The organism is Luteibacter anthropi (genome assembly GCF_011759365.1).
Taxonomy (GTDB): domain Bacteria; phylum Pseudomonadota; class Gammaproteobacteria; order Xanthomonadales; family Rhodanobacteraceae; genus Luteibacter; species Luteibacter anthropi.
The window spans coordinates 19981-44593 of record NZ_JAARLZ010000002.1 but is presented as its reverse complement, the minus strand read 5'-3'; the positions used below and the strand labels follow the sequence as shown (position 1 = coordinate 44593).

The 24613-nt window shown below is 64.0% G+C and carries 12 protein-coding genes; 8 read left to right on the top strand and 4 right to left on the bottom strand.

The window, feature by feature from the left end; all coding sequences use genetic code 11:
• The first annotated feature begins 131 nt into the window (after positions 1-131).
• Positions 132-2969: a TonB-dependent receptor plug domain-containing protein gene (locus tag HBF25_RS03060; RefSeq protein WP_166946484.1), complete on the top strand. Its 2838-nt coding sequence runs from the start codon at positions 132-134 to the stop codon at positions 2967-2969.
• Positions 2970-3240: 271 nt separating this feature from the next.
• Positions 3241-6228: an autotransporter domain-containing protein gene (locus tag HBF25_RS03055; protein ID WP_166946483.1), complete on the top strand. Its 2988-nt coding sequence runs from the start codon at positions 3241-3243 to the stop codon at positions 6226-6228.
• A 127-nt stretch (positions 6229-6355) separates the two neighbouring features.
• Here HBF25_RS03055 and HBF25_RS03050 read toward each other — a convergent pair whose 3' ends face one another.
• Positions 6356-8818, bottom strand: a complete 2463-nt coding sequence (locus HBF25_RS03050; RefSeq protein WP_166946482.1) for a S9 family peptidase — start codon at positions 8816-8818, stop codon at positions 6356-6358.
• A gap of 150 nt (positions 8819-8968) precedes the next feature.
• Positions 8969-11572 carry a TonB-dependent receptor gene (locus HBF25_RS03045; protein ID WP_166946481.1) on the bottom strand — a complete coding sequence of 868 codons (2604 nt, stop codon included), beginning with the start codon at positions 11570-11572 and terminating at the stop codon, positions 8969-8971.
• Positions 11573-12036: 464 nt separating this feature from the next.
• On the opposite strand from HBF25_RS03045, the gene HBF25_RS03040 reads away from it, so the two are divergent.
• Complete coding sequence (locus HBF25_RS03040; RefSeq protein WP_166946480.1) at positions 12037-13596, top strand: methyl-accepting chemotaxis protein; 1560 nt, start codon at positions 12037-12039, stop codon at positions 13594-13596.
• Between the two features lie 98 nt (positions 13597-13694).
• On the top strand, positions 13695-15878 hold the full coding sequence (locus HBF25_RS03035; protein ID WP_166946479.1) for an RICIN domain-containing protein: 2184 nt from the start codon (positions 13695-13697) through the stop codon (positions 15876-15878).
• Between the two features lie 53 nt (positions 15879-15931).
• Here HBF25_RS03035 and HBF25_RS03030 read toward each other — a convergent pair whose 3' ends face one another.
• Both HBF25_RS03030 and HBF25_RS03025 read right to left on the bottom strand, forming a co-directional pair.
• A complete protein-coding gene (locus HBF25_RS03030) occupies positions 15932-16882 on the bottom strand; it encodes a hypothetical protein (RefSeq protein ID WP_166946478.1) in 951 nt (316 codons plus the stop codon).
• Positions 16883-17210: 328 nt separating this feature from the next.
• Entirely contained in the window at positions 17211-18092 is an 882-nt protein-coding gene (locus HBF25_RS03025) for a glycoside hydrolase family 18 protein (RefSeq protein WP_166946477.1), read from the bottom strand.
• Positions 18093-18374: 282 nt separating this feature from the next.
• Between HBF25_RS03025 and HBF25_RS03020 the strand changes: the two genes are divergently transcribed.
• The 4 genes from HBF25_RS03020 (at position 18375) to HBF25_RS03005 (ending at position 24607) form a co-directional block, all read left to right on the top strand.
• Positions 18375-19634, top strand: coding sequence for an MFS transporter (locus HBF25_RS03020; RefSeq protein ID WP_166946476.1), 1260 nt, complete (start codon positions 18375-18377; stop codon positions 19632-19634).
• Positions 19631-20761 (top strand): ROK family transcriptional regulator, encoded by a 1131-nt coding sequence (locus HBF25_RS03015; RefSeq protein WP_166946475.1) that lies wholly within the window; start codon positions 19631-19633, stop codon positions 20759-20761. Before HBF25_RS03020 ends, HBF25_RS03015 begins: the two co-directional genes overlap by 4 nt.
• Before the next feature lie 97 nt (positions 20762-20858).
• Complete coding sequence (locus tag HBF25_RS03010; RefSeq protein WP_166946474.1) at positions 20859-23648, top strand: TonB-dependent receptor; 2790 nt, start codon at positions 20859-20861, stop codon at positions 23646-23648.
• Between the two features lie 14 nt (positions 23649-23662).
• Complete coding sequence (locus HBF25_RS03005) at positions 23663-24607, top strand: glycerophosphodiester phosphodiesterase family protein (RefSeq protein ID WP_166946473.1); 945 nt, start codon at positions 23663-23665, stop codon at positions 24605-24607.
• Positions 24608-24613 lie beyond the last annotated feature (6 nt).

Genomic DNA, 24613 nt, shown 5'->3' with positions numbered 1-24613 from the left:
TTACGCCGTCATGTCAGGGGGAATGGACGGCCCGGGTTTCCCCACCCTTCCCCGCGTTACCCCACCGACGGCCCAAGGCGCCGTCTTCCGAAGTTGCCGTTCCGTCGCGAGGCGGGACGCGGAGAACCAGCATGAATTCGCATTCCTTCCGGAGCGCTCCCAAGCGCACCGCACTTGTCGTTGCGCTGAGCGCGTGTCTTCTTTCGGCGGCGGCCTACGCCCAGGATGCCGCTCCGGCAGCCGCACCGGCCAAGACGCAAAACCTGGAAACCGTGACCGTCACCGGCTCGCGCATCCGCTCCGTGGACGTCGAGACGGCACAGCCTGTCTTCACCATGGATCAGCAGGCGATCAAGGCCACCGGCCTCACCAACGTCAACGAAATCCTCGCCCGCCTTCCCTCGGCCGGCACCCCGGACATCACCAACCAGAACCCGCTCGCCAACGGTGACGGTGTCGGCGGCAACTGCGTCAACATCCGCAACCTCGGCTCGAAGCGCACCCTGGTGCTGGTCAATGGCCGTCGCTGGAGCACCAACCTCTCCGGCCTGACCGACATCTCCACGATCCCGGTCTCCATCATCGATCGCATCGACGTCCTGAAGGACGGCGCGTCGTCCATCTACGGCTCCGACGCCATCGGCGGCGTGGTCAACATCGTCACCAAGCAGAAGTTCGACGGCGCCGAAGCCAACGTCTACTACGGCCAGAACGGCAAGGGCGACGGCAAGCAGAAGAACGCCGAGTTCACCTGGGGCCACAGCACGAAGAACAACTCCATCATCCTGTCGGCGACGCAGCAGCAGACCGACCCGATGATGAGCGACGAGCGCAACTTCACCACGTATCCGCAGGGTCCGCGTCATCCGACCAGCCGCCTGGGTCTCACCAACAAGGGCACGGTCACTGGCCCGGACGGCAACACCTACGTGCTGCGTCCGGGTGGCAACGCCGCCAGCCTTGCCGACTACACGCAGGGCGACGCACCGGGCTACAACACCCAGAAGGACACCACGTTCCGCACGGGTACCAAGCTTCGCAACCTGTTCGTCACCGACCGCTACAACCTGACCGACAACGTGATCCTGCACGCCACGGGCAGCTACAGCGTGCGCGATTCCGATTCGCAGGTGTCCGGCTATCCGTTCAGCACCAGTGCCACCGGTCTGCAGCTCTCGGGCCAGAACGCCTACAACCCGTTCCCGGGCCAGGATGTCGACTTCGCCCGTCGCCTCACCGAGTTCCCGCGTGAGACGTACAACAAGGACAAGATGGCCCACCTCGACGTGGGCGCGGAAGGCTTCTTCACCTTCCTCAACCACGACTGGAACTGGGACGCGACCTACACCTATTCCGAGTCGAAGGTGAAGCAGGTCTATAACAACAACGTCTACCTGCCGAACGCCAAGGCCGCACTGGGCCCGACCAGCGTGATCAACGGCCAGGTGGCCTGCGCCAACGCCGCCGACCGCGCAGCCGGCTGCCTGCCGTGGAACATCGCCGGTGGCCCGTCGGCCATGAGCCCGGCCCTGTGGAACTACCTGGGCTACCTTGCCACGGATCGCTCCACGTCGAAGACGAATGACTTCAGCGCCAACGTCGGCGGCGGCCTGTTCGACCTGCCGGGCGGCACGGTCAGCATCGCGGGCGGTATCGAGCATCGCAAGGAAGAAGGCAGCTTCACGCCCGACGCCATCGATGCCCAGCAGCTCACCACCAACCCGGCCACCCAGCCGACCAACGGCGGCTACATCGTGAACGAGGCCTACCTCGAACTCGACGTGCCCCTGCTGCGTGACCTGCCGGGTGCGAAGGAGCTGGGTGTCAACGTCGCCAGCCGTTACTCGCACTACAGCAACTTCGGCAGCACCACCAACAACAAGTACAGCTTCCGCTACCGTCCGTTCGACGACCTGCTTGTCCGCGGTACGTACGCCGAAGGCTTCCGCGCCCCGAGCATCCAGGATCTCTTCCAGGGTTCGGCGCAGACCTTCGACAACTACCTCGATCCGTGCGACGCCGTGTTCGGCTCCGCCTCGGCCCGTGGCGCCTGCGCCGCGCAGGGCGTACCGGCCAATTTCCGCCAGGTCAACCAGAACGGTACGCCGATCACCAGCGCCAACGGTGATTCCGGCCAGCAGCCGTTTACCCAGAGCGGCAACGTGAACGTGAAGCCCGAGAAGTCGATCACCCGCACCGCGGGCCTGGTCTACAGCCCGCACTATGTGCCGGGCCTCGACTTCACCCTCGACTACTACAAGGTCGAGGTGGACAACGCGATCACCAACCTCACCGCCAACGGCGTGCTGAACTTCTGCTACGTGCAGAACATCCCGTCGTTCTGCTCGCGCATCACCCGCAATGGTGCCGGCACGATCACGGGCCTGGTCGAAAGCCCGGCCAACATCGGCAAGCTGCAGACCCAGGGCTACGACTTCGGCATCCATTACCGCCTGCCGGAAACCTCGATCGGTACCTTCGCGATCGCTTCGGACAGCACCTACCTGAAGCAGTACGACGAAACGGCCGGCCCGGGTTCGTCGGTGCGTCACCTCGCGGGCTACATGGTCAACCAGGCCGTTGCCACCAATTCGACCGAAGGCGAGTTCCGCGTTCGTTCGAACCTGTCGGTGAACTGGGATTACGAGGCCTTCGGTGCCAGCTGGACCATGCGCTACTACTCGGGCCTGAAGGACGTCTGCGTCGACAGCTTCGAGTGCTCGAACCCGACCGCCATCAACAACGATACCGGCACGCCGGGCATCGCCAAGAAGGGCTCGGTCACGTTCAACGATGCCCAGGTGCGTTACCGCGCACCGTGGAACGGCACCTTCGCCCTTGGTGTGAACAACATCTTCAATCGCAAGGGTCCGTTCTACTACGACGCGGCCACCGCCGGTGTCCCGCCGTACTACTCGGGCTTCGACGCGGATCGCTTCTTCTACGTCAGCTACGACCAGAAGTTCTGATCCATCGGCCGGCTTCGGCCGGCCTGCTCATCCGAGCCTGAACAACGGCCGCTCCGGCGGCCGTTGTTTTTTGCCGTTTAGACATGCCGAAAGTCCTGGTAGGGGACTTCCATTGCATTGCGTTCTTATGACAAGGGGGAGGGTCAGGAACGCAATCTCCATCCGTTACCGAAAGAAGGGCCGCGATGCACGTCGACGGCCACGGGGGCGGCTGTGCCCGGGAAAAGGCACCCCTTCGACCACGCACCATGACCAATCGAAGGGTGACCAAATGAAGTTGAAACTGCTGGCCGCGATGACGGCCTCGGCGCTAGGCACACTGGGAGCGACACCGTCCGCGCAAGCCATGGATTTCCACGTCAACGGGCATCAGATCATCCTGTCCGGCGATGTGACGCGCGCGGATGGTTTTGTCCTCGCGGACCTGCTTTCCCGACTCCAGGCCCAGGGGCGCACCATCGACACCCTCGTGATGCGCAACTCCAACGGCGGCTCCGTCGTTGGTGGCTATGACATCGCGGAACTCGCCCGACGCCAGCACCTGAAGACGGTTGCGTCGGGCTACTGCATTTCAGCCTGCTCGATGATGTTCGTCGGAGGTGCCGAGCGCGCCTTCGATGGCGGCCCGAACAAGGATGTCGTGGGCCAGCAGAACATCCAGATCCATGGCCAGAGCAACGGCGGCAAATATGTCGATTCGACCCGGGGTACGGAGTTCTACAAGCACTTCGTGGATGCCATCGCCAATGGCGACCTGAGCAAGACGGATGCCGCGCTCCTGGACAAGGCGTTCAGCAGCACCACCCTGGCCCTGCTATGGGACCCCGCCCTCGGCAAGAACCCCTCCGTCTACTGGGGTACCGCGGGTACCAAGGCTTACCAGGTCTTTGCCGGTGACGATGTGTACAACACCGGCTTCGTTACCCAGCACACGCCCGAGATGGCCACGGACACCTTGACGATCCAGGGGCGATCCGTGTCCGGCAACATCAATCCGAACTACTACAACAAGTACGATCCCGCCACGGGACAGGTCGGCATCACCAACCGTCTCTACAATGCGCTCCTGGGGCCGATCCTGCTGGACAATCCCCCCACCGGCGCACTTTCTTCCACGTCTGAATTCGTCGACCTTGAGCTGGCCGCCTACAACGCCCTGTCGCCGGCGGATCGCAAGACCGCGCTGACGAACATCATCCTGGCGCAGGGCTTCTCGAAAGCGGCCACGGCGAAGTACCTCGCCATGATCAACCAGGATAGCGGCAACCCCCTTGTCGATACGCGAGCCATTTCGATCGGGGATGCCTGGGGCATCGTGCGACTGGTGAATTCCTCATGGACCCTGTCGACGGGCGAACGGGCTGCGACCGGTGCATTGCTGCTCACCGATAGCGACATGCGCCTGCGCGGCGGCATCGTCGACATCACCGACGCGCAGGTGAATGGCCGCAGCACGTTGTCGGGTGAAGGCCAGCTCGGCGAAACGACGCTCTGGTCGAGGATACGTTTCCTGGACAATGCCGTTCTGCACCCCGGTGGGCGCGGCATCGACTGGACAGGCAATCCGCGACTCGAGGGTCACGCGGCGCTCTCATTTGATATAGCCCCCGGACAGGCCGGCCAGCCTGCCCTGCTCCGCTTCGGCCTGTACAACGGGGGAAGCTACACCAGCATGAGCGGGCTGACCATCAGCAGTCCTACAGCCCAGCTTGGCCTGAACATCACCCCTGGCTTCTATCCCGCGGGTAACACGGTCGCCCTCGTCGGATACTCGGCGGACATCGACAAGCAGCTTGCCGCAGCCAAGGCCGCCGGCAATACCCCCGATGACACGGACATCATCATCCGTCGATTCACCCACCTGGTCCGCAGCGACGCCGATGGCCACCCCATCGCGGGATACGACATCGACCCTACGTCGACCGACGCATCCAAGGCGGTGTTCCGCCCGTTCGATGGCACCCTCATCGGCTACAGCCTCATCCAGAAGGACAACGGCATCTGGCTCCAGGCCAATGACGCGTTCAAGGGCCAGTCTGCCTTCTGCGGACGCGATGGCTGCGGCCTGGGCGATGCGCTGAGCGTCGCATCCACGCGACCCGATACGCCGCTGACTCCCTTGCTCGGCGCCTTGCAGTTCTCCACTGTCGCCCAGGCATCCCACGCGGCCGGCCAGATCCGTGGCGAGGGCTATGCCGCCTTGCGCACGGCGACACTCGGCCTGCTGAGCGACTTCAGTGGCACGCTTGACCAACATGTGCGCGCCGTCTCCCCGGGCTCCGACGATGGCGCTACCGCTGCCTTCATGAACGGTGCTGCCGGCATGGGCCTCGACGGCACACGTCGCGGTACCGATGTCGCCTCGATGATGCGCTACCTCGTGGCGCCGGATGAGGTCGCTGGTGCCGACAACGCCGGGCATACCGCCGTGTGGGGCCGCCTGCTGGGAACGCATGGCCGCCTTGATTCGCAGGGCGATGCTGCCGGCCTGCGTGAGCGCACCACGGGCGCCATGTTGGGCGTGGATGTGCCGCTGAAAGACAACGTCGTCATCGGCGGATCGCTTGGCTACGGCAAGCTGCGCGCCAATGACAGCGGGAGTGCCTTCCAGGGTCGCGTGCGTGCTCTGGATGCGCGCTTCTATGCCGACTACCGCTACGACGGCGGCTATCTCGATGCCTCGCTCGGCTACACGCGGTTACGCCAGACCGTTAATCGCGGCATCGACCTGCCCCTGTTTGCCGCGCGTGGCCATTCAAACGACAACGGCAATGCCTGGTCGCTGCATCTCGAACACGGCCTGACCCTGCGTGATCGCCACGACATCGTCTGGCAGCCGATCCTGCCCAGCCTGGACATGACGCGCCTGCCCGAAAGCCGTTTCAGCGACAAGGGACTGGGTGCGGCCGGCCTCGACGTGCGTGCGAAGTCCGCCACCGATACACGGCTGGGCGTGGGCGTGCAGGTCTACAAGGTATTCGCGTGGGGCGCTACCGGCACGTGGACGCCGCATGCGCGGGTGCTGTTCCAGCATCGCTTCAATAGCCACGAGAATGCGTTCCTGGGCAACCTGCAGGGTTATCCGGAAGGCATCTTCCAGGTCACCGGGCCCAGCGAAGGGCTGAACCATGCCGTGGTGAACGTGGGCCTGAGCGCAAAGCGTAGCCAGCACGTGGCATTTACGGTGGATTACGTAGGCGACTTCGCCAGCCGCCACCGGGAGCAAGGCGTGATGCTGGGCGCCAACTACCGCTGGTAAAAGCCTTTGTAGGAGCGCGCCTGCGCGCGACCGGCTGGAATAGAGCCTTTGAGGGATTCTACCTATCCGGTCGCGCGCAAGGCGCGCTCCTACAGGACATCATGCCGTTGCCGTGGCTGTCACGGCCTCACTTCTTCGGTGCGTTTTTCACATAGCGGTCGAACCAGGTCAGCATTTCATAGACCTCCTGCTCGTTCGACTCCATCGCCGAATACCAGTGCGGCTCGTGCGGCAGCATCACCAGGCGCGTGGTGCCGCCCAGGCCACGAATGGCCTGGAACAGCTTCGGCGACTGGATGGGCTCCGTACCGGGGTTTGCGTCGTCCATGCCGTGCATCAGCAGCAACGGTGTCTTGATCTGGTCGGCGTGGAAGAAGGCCGAGGCATCCTCGTACACCTTCGGCGCCTGCCACAGCGAACGGCGCTCGCTCTGGAAGCCGAACGGAGTCAATGTCTTGTTGTAGCTGCCGCTGGTCGCCACGCCCGCCTTGAACAGGTTGGTGTGCGCAAGCAGGTTGGCGGTCATGAGTGCGCCGTGGCTATGGCCGGTAACACCGATGCGGTCGCGATCCACCACGCCCAGTTCAACGGCCTTGTCCACGGCCGCCTGTGCATCCATCACGAGCTGGTCGATATAGGTGTCATAAGCCGAGCGCGGATCGCCGACGATCGGGAACGACGCGTTGTCGATGATCGCGTAACCCGAGAGCAGCAACAGGCGGTAGCCACGCAGGATGTCGAAGCGCTGCTGCGATCCGCTCACCTGCCCGGCCTGCGCCGGATCGGCGTAATCCAGCGGATAGGCATAGAGTACGGCCGGCAGGCGCGTGCCTTCCTTGTAGCCCGGTGGGGTGTACAGCGTGAACGAGAGCTCCACGCCATCCTTGCGCTTGTAGGTCACCAGGCGCTTTCCGATGCCGCGCACCTGGGGCGTCGGGTCAGCGATATGCGTGATCGGCTCGCTGGTGGAGGCAAACGCCGCCTCGCCCTCCTTCGCCCCAGCGTCGGCAGCACCCAGCGTGCGCAGGAACAGGTTCGGTGGCTCGGTCGGCGACTGCTGCGCCGTGATGAAGCGCTGGCCACCCGGCAGCACCGCCGCCGGTGACTCGTAATGCGCGGCATCGCTGCGGAACAGACGCTCGGTGCGCCCCGTGGACAGCGAGTAACGATCCAGGAACGGACGGTCACCCGCCGGGCTGCCACCCACGCCCACGAGATAGGCGGCATCGCCATCCTGACGCACGACGAGCGAACCATTCGGCAGACGCTCCATCACCAGCGTACCCGGATCGCGATACTTCTCGTCCGCCGAGTAGTCCCATACGGTGCGGGCCGCCTTCGACGGATTGCCGACATCTACCCGGCTCACGTGGATCCAGTGGCGATTCGCATCGAACTCGTACATGAAAGGTTCGTTGCCATCGGCCAACCAGCGCAGGCCGCTGAAACGCTGGGTGGTGCGGGCGATTTCCTTCGGCTTGTCCGTGAACGGCGCGCTCGACATCATCACCTTGTCGCGCTGCGGTACCGTGACCTTCCAGTCGCCGTGGTCGAGCGCTTCGGCCCAGACCAGGGTGGCAGGCGCCGTGGCCCGCCAGTCGAAGCTGCGCGGGCCTTCGGGCACACCATGCACGGGAACGCGATCGGCAACCGGCAGGGAGGCGATCGCGGTGTACTTGCCCGTGCCCGTATCCAGCACGGAGACGTCATGGGCAAAGCGCTCATAGGTCGTAACGTACGAATACGGTTTCTTCAGCGCCTCCACCAGCACGTGCACACCATCGGGTGCACCGCTGACGAACGAGTAGACCGCCGGCTTGCCGACCGGACGCACCTTGCCGCTGGCGGCATCCACCACGGCCAGCTGCGAAGTGGCGTAGTAATCGAACAAGGCTTCGTCCTGCGGGCTGGACAACGTATCGCGGTCCTCGTAGGTGCTGCTCTCGCCCTTGCCGCCGATGGATTCCTTGATTTCGGGACCTGCCTCGACTCCGGATGACGGCGCCGCGCCGAGATTGGCAGGTACCAGCTTCACCAGCAGCGAATCGCTGTCGTGCAGCCACTGCACGTCGTCTTCGAGCACCGGATTCACCGAGGCGCCTTCCACGCGATGAACCTGGCCGGTCAATGCATCGCCCAGCCACAGCTCCGTACGCTCACGCGTGGTATTGGTGAAGACGAAGCGGCGGCCATCCGGCGACCACTGCGGCACACCCGGGCAGGCATCGGCCGGCAGCGTCACCGGCAGCTGCTTGTGGCTGGTCACGTCTTCGATCGCGAAGCTCTTCAGGCAGCTGCGAATGCCATAGCCGTTGGAAGCATCATGGCGGCTGTGGTTCGCCGGCTCGATACGGAGGCCGGCGAGTTTCACGTAAGGCTCGGCTACACGGGTGATCGACGGATACTGCGCCCGCTCGACCAGCAGCATGCGTTGCCGGGTCGGGTCGAGCACCGGTATGGCAGGCAGCGGCGCATGCATGACGCTGAGCAGCGGTTCGGGAGGTTTGTCATAGCCCGCCTGCGCAACGAAGGGCAGCGACAGGGACAGGGCGCAGGCCAGGGACAGCCGCTTCAGGGCGGGAGAACGCATCGGTATCTTCCTGTGGATGGACAACAGGACATTACGATGAGGACTTCATCGCACCCCCTGCTGAAAGTCACGTTTCATGAAAAGAAACGACGGGACAGGCCCCTCCCGGCCTGCCCCGCCCTTTCCACCTACACCTTGCGACGCATCCGGTCAGAAGCGGTAGTCGGCCTTCAGCGATACGATGCGACCCAGCGGGTTCGCCAGCGTGGTGTCGTAGTACGTGTTGGCCGGGTCCCACGGCGGGCGGCGATTCAGCACGTTCTGTGCGGCCAGCGTCAGCGTGGTTTTCGGAATGCCGCGGTAAGCCACGCTCAGGTCGACCGTATTCCAGGCATCCACCTTCTTCGGGAAGTCACGGTTGGACGGGATATTGTCCGGATTCTGCCGGTAGCCCCCGGTGTGGTACCAGGTGATGGTGCTGTCGAAATCCGCCAGCGCCCAGCGCAGGCTCGTCGAGCCACGCCACTTGGGCAGCGCGCCGAAGATGTTGGTGCCTGCCGCGTTGACGCTCGCCTCACCGGCCACCTGGGCCTGGCGGTACTGCAACAGGCGGCTCCAGCTTGCCGCGAGCGTGAAGCTGCCGTAGCCATCCGTATGCAGCGTATGGCTGGCATCGACATCCACGCCCGACGTGGTGCGGCCCTGCTGGTTGAGGTACTGGTTGTATACGGTCTGCAACGCACCCGTGTTGTCACGCACGATGCGGCTGCCGTAGATCTCCGGATGGGCCACGATATAGGTCAGGTTGTCCGGACCGATCAGGCCGTTCTGCACGATATGGAAGTAATCCACGCCGATGCTGGTATCCGGCGTCGGCGCCACGACAAAACCCACGTTGTAGTTCTTCGAGCGCTCCGGCTTCAACTTCGGATTGGCACTGTAGATGTTGGTGACGCTGCGCAGGCTACCGGCCGTGATCGGGTCCTTCGGATCGATGACCGAGCTGTAGCTCACGGCCGTGCTATTGGTGACCTCCGGCAGCGACGGCGCACGGAAGCCACGCGAGAACGAACCACGCACCAGCAACCAGTCCAGCGGCTGCCAGCGCAGGCTGAACTTCGGTGCAAAGGCATTGCCGAAGTCGCTGTAGTGATCCATGCGGCCCGCAACGTTGGCTTCCAGGGTCGTCAGCAGCGGCACGTTGAATTCCGCGTAACCGGCGGTGACATGGCGCGAGCCGTGGATGATGTCCAGCGCCGGACGCAGCTCGGTGCCGGAAAGCACGGCATCGGAGGTCTGCGAATCGATGGACTCACGACGGAACTGCGCGCCTGCGGCAAAGCCGACCGTGCCAGCGGGCAGGTCGAACAGCGAACGGCTGGCGGTCAGGTCCACGCTATCGAGCTTGGACACGGCCGGACGCAGCGTCGCCAGTCGCAGGGCATCCACGGCAGACTCCGGGTTTGACGTGGATGCCAGGTTGTATCCGCCGTTTGCCAGCAGCGACTGGAAGGCGTAGCGATTGCCGAAGTTGGTCACGCGCTCGCTGAGACGGCTCTCCGAGTGCAGGGCCGATGCTTCCCAGTCCCAGCCGGCCACCTGGCCGCGCAGCCCGAACAGGATGCGATCGAAGATCTGACGGTCACGCTTGTTGCGCGGCCCGACCTGCCACAGGTTCGTGGTGACGGGCGTGGGCTTGCCATTTGGGTTCGCCGGGTTACCGACAGGCAGGGTGCTGTCGATATTGGTCAGCGACTGCGTGGCGTCGTTCCACGCACGCAGGCCCGTGGCGATGGACAACGGCGGCCCGAAGGTGAAGCTGGTGGTACTACGCGTGTAGATCCATTCGCCAAACGCCTGCACGTTGTCGGTGAGCTGGAACGTGCCTCGCAGCACGCTGTGATAGCGCTCGATCTTGGGCACCAGCGTGGTGTATTGCGCAGGATTGTAGGCCCACACATCACCTGTCTTGCCCGGGCTGATGGCGCCATAAGGCTGTAGCTCTACCGGGCCGACGCCCTGCGCGAAGCGATCCGTGGCCTTGTTGTTGTAATAGTCCGTAGGCGACCAGGCGAGCGTGCCACCCTGCTTGTTGCGGAAGTCGCTGTTGCGCATCCAGCTCACGTCATCCTGCTGGAGGCGATCGCGCTGTTGTCCGTCAACGGCGAAGTAGACGTTGTAGCGATCCTTCTTCAGGTCGCCATGGCCCGCCTGGAAGCTGAAGGTGCGCTCCGTCTGGCCCGTGCCTTCGGTGCTCTGGCCGTAACCGGCGCCCGCTTCCACGCCCTGGTAGTTCTGCTTGAGGATGATGTTGACCACGCCTGCGATGGCGTCGGAACCATACACGGCCGATGCGCCATCCTTCAGCACCTCGATGCGATCCACGGCCACCAGTGGCAGCGAGTTCAGGTCGACGAAGGTGTCCTGGAGATCATTGGCGGTGGCGTAGTTCGCCACGCGCTTGCCATCGACGAGGACCAGGGTGTTCTTTGCACCGAGGCCGCGCAACGACATGCTGGACGTGCCGGCGGAGAAACTCCCGGTGTACTGCTCGTTGAAGCTGTTGCCGCTGTTGGCGGAGATCGAACGCAGCACGTCGGGAAGGTTGGTCTTGCCGCTGGCGATGATCTGCTGCGACGAGATGACCTGGACAGGGCTGGGTCCTTCGCTGTCGGTGGTCTTGATGTTGGACCCTGTCACGACCACCGCGTCGAGCGAGGCGGGAGACGTGTCGGTGGGCGCGGATTGCGCCTGGATCACGGAAGCGGCCAGGGATGCGCCGATGGCCACGGCGAGTAGTGAGCGGGTATGCATGGGTGTTTTTCGATGTGGGTGGATGCGGCAACGCCACCGCGCAGGACGCGGAGCGGGGGAATGCCGTGGGTGTGTCCGCAGGGGCCGGGGAAAGCCCGCTACGGCGTTGGAAAGTCGCGAAGGCGATTCAGCGGTGACGCGACAGGCATGCTCGCCCCGGAAGCCGGGGCGACATGACGGATCAGGCGCGGGGGGGGGCTGGACGCGGCGGGAATCAGCGACAACAACACATCGCCATCGGGCGATGCATGGTGCCGTTGATGTGATTCCTGGCCGTTTGGAAGTCCAAGCGTCTATACCCCTAGAAGGACAAACCGAAGGACTCGGCTTGTTGCAATGCGCAATTTCTAACGCCTGACGCAGGATCATGTCAACTGTTTTCGGCGATGGCCGCGATAGAAACCGCCTAGACAGCCCGGTCGCGCGCGCGAACGATACCCGCCCCGCTCCATATGGAACTTACGATGACCCTCGTGCGACGCCTCGCCGTGGTCCTGATCGCCGGACTGATCGCCCTTCTCGCCGTCGGCGGCTACGGACTATTCCAGCTCGACGCATCCCAGGCCCGCATCCGCCGGCTTGAAACTACCACCCTTCCCGGACTACAGGCCCTGAGCGAAGCCCAGGACGATGTCGGCGCCCTTCGCCTGGCCCTGTACCGTTATGTCGTCGACGGCATCGACGAGACCGCCCGCCACGGGATGCGCCAGGAGATCGACGCACTGGATGCCGGCTTCGTACGCCACATGGCCGCCTACCAGGCCCATGCCGCCGGAGATACCAAAGACACGACCATGCTCGCCGCTGACCGCGCCCACATGGCAGCCTACCTGGCCGCCCGGGACACCTTCTTCAGGCGCTACGACGGCAACCAGCGCGACAGCGCCCTGGGCATGCTGCACAACCATGGGCAGGTGCATGACGCCGCCCTGGATCTCAACCATGGCCTGCACGACCACCTGGCTTATGTGGTGACCCAGGCCGATGCACAGGCCGAGCTCAATGCCGCCGCCTACCGCACCTCGCTGATCCTTACCGTGCTCGCCATCGTGGCAGCTGCCCTGGGCATGGGCTGGTTCGGTGGCCGGCTCTACCGCCTGATCAAGGGCGGCCTGGGAAAGCTCCAGGGCACCCTGCAATCGGTCAGCGCCACGCTCGACCTGTCGCTGCGCGCCGAGATCGGCCGCCACGACGAGATCGGCCTGACAGCCGAAGCCCTGAACACCCTGCTGGGCCGCATCGCCGACACCGTGCGCACGGTGCAGTCGTCCAGCGACACCGTGCACTCCGTCGCCAGCCATATCGTGGATCGCAACCGCGACATCTCCGAACGCACGATGCGCCAGGCCGCGGCGCTTGAGGAAACCTCGGCCAGCGTGGCGGAGCTGACCGAAGCCGCCCGGCACACGGCAGAGCGCGCCGTGGATGCCACGACCGTTGCCGGTGCCATGGCCGAGGAAGCCCGCCGCAGTGGTCGTGCCGTGGAATACATGGGCAGCGTCATGCAGGAGATCGCCGCGCATGCCCACCGTATCCGCGACGTCACCAGCGCCATCGAAAGCATCGCCTTCCAGACCAATATCCTTGCACTCAATGCCGCCGTGGAAGCGGCGCGTGCCGGCAGCCACGGCAGGGGCTTTGCCGTGGTGGCCGGCGAAGTGCGCGCGCTCGCCCAGCATTCGGCGACATCGGCCCGTGATATCAAGGATCTGATCGAGCGCTCGGTCGAGGCCATCGAGAACGGCGTGGAACAGGCCACCGCCATCGAGGACAGCAACCTCACCCTCCAGGCGTCGGTGGCCCGCGTGGCGCAGCAGGTCACGGCCATTGGCCAGCTTGCACGCGAGCAGGGTCGTGGCACGGAGCAGATCAACCAGGCCATGGCCAGTCTCGACAGCGATACGCAGCATTACGCGCAGATGGTTGACCAGGCCGCCGAAGCCGTCGGCACCTTGCACGGGCAGGCGCGCGTGCTGCGCGATACGGCCGGTGTTTTCACGGGTGTGAGCCAGGTCACATCCTGAGGGTCATCCCGCCCGCATACGTCCAAGAGTATGCGGCGGGATCTTTCTAGCATGGCGGCGCTCCGGCTCTTTCCCCTTCCCTTGCCAAAGGCACCGCCATGCGCCGTCCCGGCCTTCGTCCGCTTGCCCTCGCCCTGACCTCCCTGCTCGCCACGGCTGCCGCTCATGCGGATGTCGCGACAGGTCAGCCTTACCTGTTCACCGTCAAGGCCGGTGGCCAGGTACTCGACAACCGTGGACTGACCGACGCCGGCCAGATCGGCCAGTGGTCGCGCAACGACGGCAACACCAACCAGCAATGGCGCCCCGTGGATGCCGGCAACGGTGCCTACCTGCTCGTCAGCCTCACCAGTGGCCTTGCCCTGAGCAATGGCGATTCCACCGCCACCGGCGCGCTCCTCACGCAGGCGTTGCCGTCGATCTCGGATGCCGGCCAGCAGTGGCGCATCGTGGATGCGGGCGGTGGTTATTCGCAGGTGATCAACGTGGCCAGCGACAAGGCCCTGGACAATGGCGGCAGCAGCACGCCCGGCGACACGGTCAAGCAATGGGACGTGATTGCCGGTAACCCCAACCAGCTATGGGCAGTGACGCCCGTGCAGATCGGCGCACTCACGCCCTTTACCACCTTCGAGGCCGAACAGGGATCCTTGCTGGGCGGCGCGTCCATCGTTGCGCTGACCGCACCACCCACCACGCTGTTCTCCAGCGCAGCACTGGAAGCCTCCGGCCACGCCTACGTCCACCTTGCGGCCAACAGCCAGCAGGTGAGCTGGTCCAATACGACCGGCAAGCCGATGACGGCGATCAACCTGCGCTATTCGATTCCCGATGCGCCACAGGGCGGTGGCATCGACTCGGGCATCGATCTCTACGTCAACGGCGTACTGCGCCAGGTCGTACCCGTAACATCGCGCCAGACCTGGATCTATGAGACCCAGGCCAACTACAACGGCATGTCGCAGGACCCGTCCACGGGACAGCCACACGTGTTCTGGGACGAGGTGCATGCCTTCGTCAGTGGCGCGCCCATCCAGCCCGGTGACGTGGTGACCGTGCGCAAGGATGCAGGCAACACGGCCGCCTGGTACGACATCGACCTGATCGAACTCGAAGCGCCGCCTGCCCCGCTGGCGCAGCCCGCCGGCTCGCTCTCGCTCACCGCCGATTGCGGTGCGGTGCCCAACGACCGTTCGGTGGACAGCACGGCGGCGATCCAGTCGTGCTTCAACAAGGGGCGTGCGCAGAACAAGGTGGTGTGGATTCCGCAGGGCACCTTCTACACCACCCATGGCCTCACGGCGAACAGCGTGACGATCCAGGGCGCGGGCATGTGGTACAGCACCCTCTATTCCAATGTGCCGCTGGGCACGACCGCCACCGATGCGGTGATCCAGCCCACGTCCACCGTGCTGCGCAACTTCGCCATCGACGGCAATGCGATCGACCGCACGCCGCAGGGCGGCAATCGCAGCGGCATCAACATCAAGGGCAGCAACTGGATCATCGACAGCCTGTGGATCCAGCATGAAGGTGCGGCCGTATGGGCCAACGGCCAGGATGGCCTGGTGGAAAACTGCCGCATCAACAACAGTTGGGCCGACGGCATCAACCTCAACAATGGCAACACGGTACCCGGCAACGACACCGGCAACCGCCTGACTGCCCGCAACAACTTCGTGCGCGGCACCGGTGACGACGGCCTTGCGATCAACGACGGTGGCAACGGCACCCAGCCGATGCACGACATCACCGTGATCCAGAACACCTCCGTAGCGCCGTGGTGGGCGAACAACATCGGCATCTATGGCGGCAACAACGATATCGTGGCCAACAACCTCGCCCACGACTCGGGCAAGGAATACGGCCTGAGTGCCGGCGTGTTCGGCAACTTCGGTCCGCTGGGCTCGGCCACGATCGAGGGCAATACCGTGATCCGCGGCGGTAGCTTCGGTTACGGCAGCCGCCACGCGGCCATCGGCCTGGGCATCTCCGGCACACCGACTACCGTCGCCAGCATCACCTTCCGCGGCAACACCGTGGTGAGCGCCATGTTCGATGGCATGCGCATCTCGTCGCAGACCAATGGCGTCATCGAGAACACCACCATGCTGTCCCCGGGTCTCAACGGCTACGTGGTGCCGACGAATACACAGGGCAACGCCACCCTGCTCTACAACACCCTGGACCAGCCCGGCGCCGGCCAGGCGGCCTTCAGCAACGGATCGCCGAAGACCTTCAGCATCGTGTCGCGCGGCAATAGCGGCCTGGGTATCCCCTGACACGTAGAAGCCGTCCGGGGTGTCTGCATCCCGGACGGCTTCATCGCATGTCGTCAGTTGGTCGGCGTCAGGCCGGCATCGATCGCACCGGCATAGGCTGCCGTGAGCGTCTTGCCGTTGTAGGTCTTGCCGGCCACGTCGTCGTACAGCCACAGGAAGGCACCGGTGATACCGCAGCTACCCGCCCAGTTCGCCACGGTGCTCTGTGCCGCCGGCACGGACACGCCGCCACCGACCGTGGTATCGGCGATGCCCGGATACACCGGCACGCCACCGAAGTTCCAGCCCGAGCAGGGGTTGTTGCCCGAGCCACCGGAATAGACCTGAAGGTGCACACCGTCCACGGTACCGGGACGTTGCTGGTTGACCTGCTGGGTGACGGACGTCCAGTACGACGCATTGGTGTAGGCGTCCGGCATCACGTGATAGCCGAGCTTGCCGAGCATCACCGAGAACTTCACGGTGGAGGCTGCGTCGTAGCCGTTCTCGTCGTCGAGATCGATGGCATCGATGGACGGAATCGCATTCTTCAGTGCCTGGAAATTCTTGTACAGCGTGCTCGTGGTGCCGGTACCGCCACCCGTACCGGTGCTGTTGACCAGGGCCTTGATGTCCTGGAAGTCGCCCACGTTCGACGAGCCGATACTGAAGGTGATGCGCTTTACGCCCGCCGCCTTGAGGCTGGCGAGGTTGGATGCAAAATCGGGGTACGTCTGGTTACCGACATAGGCACCGTTGGACACGATGGGAAATTCGCCATTGAGGTTCAGGTCGCCGTTGGACTTCACCTCGACGCTCCACACGATCACTTCGGTGAAGCCCGACTGGCTGAGTTCCTTGATGTTGTTGTTGAGTTTCTTGTAGATCGGGCCGCCACCAAAGATACCGGTGTAGCCGGTGGTCGCGGCGAACGAAGCCGACGAGGCGGCCATGCCGATGACCGAGCAAAGCAAGGCGGCCGCAAGACGCGTGCGCGTGCGGTTGAAACGGGACAGCTGGTTCATGAATCCTGCTCCGATGGATGCTGCTGTATGTGTACCGACGTGACGCCCAGGGTGCCCCCACCTTCGTTCGATATCGAAGCATTCGCCCCGGCGCCGAACGATGGGCGCGTCGTTTCCCGCTGGCCAGGCCGACCTAAAGGAAAGCTCCGCTTTACCGTTATTTAGATCGATCCAACTCCAACCACGCAAACGTTATATGACGACCGTTCGCAAAGCACGCTGCGACGCAAAACGTCATATCTTGCGAAAGGCTCTGCTCGTTTGTTGCGAAGCTGGTTACCGCAGCGGACAGCATGTCCATGGATCAATGAAGCAATCGTCTTGCCGCTTACGGAGAAGACACGTAGTCCACGGCCGAGTCGGTACTACCGGTCTGCGCCTTGAGGATGTTGGTGTAATACGTGGCAGCACTGGACGTGGAAAGCCGGCCGTTGGGCGCCCAGATCATCACACCCGCATAACCACCGCTGGCAACGCTCTTGGCGACGTCATATACCCTGGAAGACGGTGTGTTACCCGGATCGATACCCAGAAGCAACTGGTTCTTCCCCATGCCGGCCGTGTTATAGAACGCAAGGTTCGTGACGTTCTCGTTGTACGTCATTTCATAGCCTTCCGTCAGCAGCTTCGCGACGTTCGTGGTCGACTTGAAGTAGGCGCTATCCGACCACAGGGCCTTGCTGAGTATCTTGCCGTCGAAGTCCGGATTGCTCTTGATCGCGCTCAGGACATTGTAAAAAGCCGTGGTATTGCCACTGCACGAGGAATATTCGTCATCGACGTCGATGCCGTCGAGGCCATACTTCACCACATCGGCCACCATGAGGTCGGCAAGACCGGTCGCTACCGTCTTGCTCATGTTGCACGACCAGCCGGCGTTCTGGTGATTGCCAAGGTAGGCGATCTGGACCTTGATCCCCTTCTTCTGCAACGCCTTCACGGTGTCGATGTTCTTGCTCAGGATGTTGCTCATCTCGGTGTTGTAGTAGAGCACCGGCTTATCGGCGCTGGCACCGTTGATGTTGGCGGCAAACAGCACCAGTTCGTTGAAGAACGGCTTGCCCGTTCCGTGCACCGTGAAGTTGCCCACGTCCTTCACATCCTGCAGTGAAGGATTATTGAGAAACACGACATTGTTCGCGGCCGAAGCCGCCCCGCTTGCAAGGCAGGCGCCCAGGCACAGCGCAAGGGAAATGGATTTGCAGGACATCGGATAATCTCCATGATGGTTTTGGATAACTGCCTCGGTGCATTTGCCCGAGTACCAGCGTACGACTGATGCCGCTTCCGGCCATTTCGAAGCGACCATCCCGGTGTCCTCCATGAAGCAACGGATCAAGACGATTTAGATCGATCTAATTTCCCCGGATGAATTATTTACCGCGTGACTTCCCTGGCGCACGCGGCGTCGCAACATAATGCGGCCCGCTGTCATCAAGGCTGTCATTGGACGCGGTATAGAGGTCCGTCCACCGCACCGAACACCGTCATCATGGGGCTGCCTTACCTGCGTGCGTCCGCTTCGTTGCCAGCCTTCGGCTTCGGGCACTTTTCCCGGAGCCTGATCTGGTCTTTCAGTGACCTGCTGCTGGGCTACTACGCACACATTCGCCTGGGCCTCAGTGCCTGGGATACCGGCATCCTGCTCTCCACTTCCCTGGCCTACAGCAGCGTGCTCGACCTGGTGCTCGCCTTTGCCTTCGTACGCATGACGGCACAGCACCGACGGGTGCCACGGTTGCAGCTGGCGGGAGGTGTCGCGACCGCCATCAGTGGCGTGCTTCTGTTCCTTCCTGTACCCGGGGGCCTGTCGCATGCCCTGGCCTGGATGATCGTCACGTCGGTACTGTTCCGTACCAGCTACGCGCTTTACGACCTCTCGCAGAACGCACTCATTTCCCTGCTTCCGAGGAATGCGGCGGAACTGACCCGATTTGCCGCCCTGCGGGCCATCGTCGCGCCGGCAGCGCGCCTGTGCATGGCGGGCTTCGGTTTCCTGCTCATCGGTGAACCCGCGTCACGGACCTGGGGCCACGAGACCACGGCCGCGATTGCCATCGGCATCATGATCGTGATGAGCGCGTGGCTCCTGGGGCGTCAACGACCTGCCCCCGATGCGCGTGAGCGGGCGGTACGACGGCTATCCGAATTTCCCGCTGCCCGGATGTCGCCCCTGCTGATCGCGACGGTGGCTACCTGCCTGCTGGCGTTGCCGGGGCGCTTTCTGCCGTTCACCGCGGATACGGTGCCCGGGTATTGCGCAGGTGCGATGCTCACCTTCGCCATGGTGCTCGGTTCCGTGGCGGGCCCCTTCGTGGCGACTCACATGGTGCGGACGGGACGCCAGCGCGCCATCGTCATGCTCGGGGGATTATCCATCGGCACCGCGATGCTGCTCATGGCCATACCGGTATTTCCGCTTCAGCTGACCATGGCCCTTCTTTACGGCGTGGGCCTCGGCGGCACCAGTGTGGTGGTGTGGAATGACGTGGCGGGCGTGGTGCGCGACCACGCGGCACGTACCGGGCAGCGTACCGATCTCACCTGCTTTGCCTTGCTCACCATGACGATCAAGATGACCATCGCGCTATCCAACATCCTCCTGGGTCATTACCTGGACGGCTTCCGCATGCGGCAACCCGACACACTCGCGGGACTGGCCGTTATCGCCGCATGCGGCGGCCTCGTCTATATCCTCGTGCTGCTATCTGATCGCTTCACCCTCGTGGGCAAGCAAGAGGCCGTGCGATGAAGCGACGCCCCGAGATCGAACTCTCCGCCGAGCATCGGCGGATCGTCTGGCATCTGCGCACGACCGGCCCCACCGCACGCATCGAACTGGCGAACCGGCTGGGGTTCCACAATGGCGCCCTGACCCGGCTCATCCGCGAACTGCTCATGCTCGGCGTCGTGGAAGAACGAGAACAGACACAGAGCGTGGCGCGCGGCCGGCCCACGGTGCCGCTTGCGCTGTCTGGCCGCGCAGGCTATGCAGCGGGTGCCATCGTGCATCCGGGGTGGCTTGAAATTGCCCTGGTCGATTTCACCGGCGAAACCATCGTGACGGATGTGGTGGCGTTCTCCAGCCCGGAGCCTCGCGACTTTGCCGAACAAGTGGATCGTCGCCTCAGGGAGCTGGCGCTGGAGCACAACCTGATGCGTTCGCGCTTCCTGGGCCTTGGCATTGCGGTGCCGGGCCCCATCGTGGCCGGCACTCCGTCACGGCGGCGCACCGTGAACTGGCTGAAGGCATGGCGGGACATCGACTACGACCACTATTTCGCCGATTACTTCGGTTTTCCCGTGTATATCGAGAACGACGCCACGCTGGCGGCATTGGCCGAGTTCTACGACAGCGGCCTGATCATGAGCTGCACCTCGGCCATCGTGTTCTTCGTGGGTCATGGCGTGGGCGGCGGTGTGATCCATCAGCGCGAGATCCTTCGCGGGGAGTTCGGCAACTCCGGCGACATCGGGCGTATGTTCCCCGCCGAGGACCCGAGGCCATCGGGCATCGACCTGCTCGCCTGCCTTCAGGCTGCCGGCGCGGACATCCCGTCGCTCTTCAACGTGGAATCCTGCCTCGCCAGCCACCGCTCCGTGATCGATGCATGGGTGGTGCGCGCAGGTGACCAGCTGGCCGTGGCGGCCCACAGCGGCGTCGCCTGGCTGGACCCGGGTGCCGTGATTCTTTCCGGGCCGCTGCCGCAGCCCATCCTGGATGCGCTTGGCGAACGCCTGCGCCAGTCCCCATGGATGAGCGAGTTGTCCTGGCTGCCCTTGCCGACCCTGTACGTGTCGCGCCTCGGCGCTTCGGCCGCTGCGGTGGGCGCGGCCCTGCTGCCCATCCACGAGATTCTGTCGGCCTCAACGGAATGACGATTTATTTCCGCTGAAATAAATAAATCCGTCACCCCCTCTGCCTAACGTTGCGCCGGCTCCGGCACTCACGCCGGCGATCTGGGGAAACCGTCACATGAAGAAGCTCCTGGCGCTGGGGACCGCGTTGGCAACCGCGGCCCTGTCCAGCACCGCCACCGCGCAATCGGCGGACACGCCGCAGGAAAAGCCTGCCACGCAGACCACGGATGGCGACAACAAACCCACCACCCTCGACTCGGTGCAGGTTACCGGCATCCGTCGCGCGAACGAGGCCGCCATCGAGAGCAAGCTGGCCGCCAACACCATCAGCGACGTGGTGAGCGCCACCGATGCGCGCGCCCTGCCCGACCTGACCATCGTGGAAGCCCTTCGCCGCGTGCCCGGCCTCTCGGTGCTGCCGGCCATCGACAACGAGCATCCGCGTGACGAGGCCTCCACGCCGGTGATCCGCGGCCTGGGCTCCAGCTACAACAATGTCACCATCGACGGCCTTACCGTGGCCTCGCCGGGCACGCCGAACGGCAACCTGGGCTCGGTCACCCGTGGCGTGCGCCTGGATATCCTGCCCTCGTCGATGATCAGCGAGATCGGCGTGGTGAAAACCTTCACCGCCGACCAGGACCCCAATGCCGTCGGCGGCGCCATCGACCTGCGCACGCGCAGTGCCTTCGACAACGGCAACAAGCCGTTCTTCACCATGGAAGCCTCGCTGGGCCACGCCAGCGACAACGGCGAACCTTCGTCGCAGATGGACCCGGGCTACCGTGTGAGCGGTACGGGCAGCACCACCTTCGGCAGCGATCATCAGTATGGCGTCGTGGTTTCGGCGAACTACCAGACGCTGAGCAGCTACACGTACACACACATGACCTCGGACACGGTCTTCTACAACTTCTACAACGCGGCCGGCCAGTTGCAGTCGGGCAACAACCTGGGCAACGGCCTGCCCGTGCCGCAGAACGACAAGAGCTGGTATGTGGAAGACAAGCGCGACCGCTACGGCATCACCGGCAAGTTCGAGGCACGTCCGTCCGACACCTTCGACGCCTACCTGCTTGGTGGTTATTACTATTTCAAAGACAACATGACCCGCAACGAGAACATCATCGACGGGCGCAACGGGCCGGTGGTCAACCAGGGGGCCACCTCGGGTACCTATCCGGTGGGCGACGTCGAGGTGGGGTACTCCAACCAGCAGATCACCACGCGTACCAAGGTGGGACAGGCCGGCTTCAACTGGCATCCGGACGACCGGCAGGAGCTGTCGGCGCGTGCGTCGTATTCCGATGCGACGTACGACGAACCGATCTACATGGTGAAGTTCATCGCGGGCGCCACGCGGCCGGCGCCCGGGTCCAGCGGCGCTACGGTCACGCCGTCTGCTCCGTTCGGCTTCACCTATGACACCAGTCGTTTCAATGCGGCGTTTCCCATCGATCCGTCGTCGTACTACAACCTCAACAATTACGGCCTGTTCTACTGGCGCCCCGACTACGGCCGCAATGCCGCCGACTCGATCCGTACCGCACGGCTGGACTATCGCTTCAACCAGGGCGAGATGGACCGGGGTTTCGGCTTTGCCACGGGCGCCATGTATACCGACGACCGCCCGTCGTACAGCGTGCATCGTGACGAATACGATCCCAACACCTCGGCGCCACCGATCAACCTCGCCGACTTTGCCGGCCCCCTGGGCGCGAGCCTGCCGTACAACCCCGGACTGAACCTGCTCACGATCGATCCGTCGAAGGTGAAGGCGTTTCTGGACAGCCTGCCGAAAAGCGATTTCAACAGCACCAGCCAGAACGACTTCAATAACCAGGACAATTTCGAGCACAAGGAACGCATCTTCGGTGGTTACGGCCTCGTCACCTACGCCACGGACCAGCTCTACCTCCAGGGCGGCCTGCATTACGACGGCGCCCTGCAGTCCACCGTGGGGTATATCCGCGGTACCGACAAGGTCTATCGCCCCGTCCGCACCTCATCGGACTACCGTCACCTTCTGCCGTCGCTGCTCGGCCGGTACAACCTCACCGACGATTTCGACATCCGCGCCGGCTACAGCCGCACGCTGGGTCGCCCACCGTATGATTCGTATGCCGCGCGCAGCTCGATCAATTTCGTCAACAGCAGCGATGTGGGCAACCCGAACGCCACGGGTGTGTCGGTCACCATCGGCAACCCGGCCATCAAGCCGCGTGTATCCGACAACTACGATCTCTCGTTCGACTGGCGCCTGCCCGAACAGACCGGCGGCCTCGTATCCGTAGCGCTGTTCGACAAGCAGATCCACGATGAGATCTTCACCGTCTCCGATCTCGGCTTTACCGATCCATCCAGCGGTGTCTTCTACAAGAACGCCATCGTCAGCACGCCGGTAAATGCCTCCAGCGCACGCATTCGTGGCGCGGAGCTGAGCGGCATCGTGAATTCCTTCGGAAGCATCGCACCGTGGCTGCGCTCGTTCGGCGCCAGCGCCAATGTGTCGTTCCTGGACGGACGGCTTGCCGTGCCGCTGTCCGCCGGAGGTACGCGCGCCGTGGACCGCCTGGTGGGCCAGCCCGATTACATCGTCAACGCCACCGTGTTCTACAACCACAACGGCCTGGAGCTGCGAGCCGCCTACAACAAGCAGGGACGTGCATTACGTTCCGTCGTCAGCGACGTAAGCTGGCAGGACCTCTACTGGGCTCCGCGCTCGCAGGTGGACCTGTCCGCCACATACCAGATCAGTCGTGACCTTGCCCTCATCGGCCAGGTCAGCAACGTCGGCCACAGCCGTATCACCACGGTCACCGGTCCCGGGCTCAACCTGCTCAAAGACAGCTACTCCGTACCCACCACCTACTGGTTCGGCGTGCGCTTCACGCCGAAGTTCTGAAGGATCGCGTCCCCATGAAGAGAACCCTCGTCCTTACCCTGACGATGCTTGCCAGCGCACTTGCCTGTTCCCACGTCGTCGCCGCCGACCGCGCCACGGCCATCGCCACGCGCCTGGCCAACCCCGATGCTGGCATCGTCGTCGTAGCGCACCGCGGTTGCCACAACGCCGCTCCCACGCATGCCCTGCCCGCCGCGCCGGAGAACTCCCTCGCCGCACTAGATCATTGCGTCACCCTGGGCGTCGACGTCATGGAGACCGATATCCGCCGCAGCCGCGACGGCTATCTGGTGATCATGCACGATGCCACCGTGGACCGGATGACCGATGGCCACGGCGCCGTCGCCGACCTGACGCTGGCCCAGCTGAAGGCCCTGCACCTGCGTGCCAATCAGGGTGGCCCGTCCGCACCTCTCACGGAGCAGACGGTCTCCACGATGGATGAGCTGCTCACCCATGCGGGCAACCGCATCATGGTCAACCTGGATATCAAGGAAGCGATCTATCCGGAAGTGATTGCTGCCGTGGAGCGGCTTGGTGCCACCCATCGCGTGATCGTGAAAACCGTGGCCGGTGCAGGCACACCACCGCTGGCCGCGATGGCCCCTTACGACCGCGTACCCTTCATGCCCATCCTTTCGGCCACTACGCCCGACGGCAAGGACCTCCCGCAGGTGCTGAAAACCCAGGCCAGCGGCAAGCGGCGTCCATGGGGATACGAACTACCGGTGATGGACCCGGACGTGTTCGGTGAACTCTCGGCGGCGGCCAAGCAGGCGCACGGGCGCCTGTGGGTGAACACGCTGGGCCAGGGCTTCGTGAATGGCTATGGCGGCGATGCGGAAGCACTGCGCGATCCGTCCGCAGTGTGGGGGCGGCTGTACAAGGACGGCGTGACGGTCTTCCAGACCGATGAGCCCGAGGCACTGGCCGCTTACTTCGCCGGCATGGCGAAGTAAGCCTTG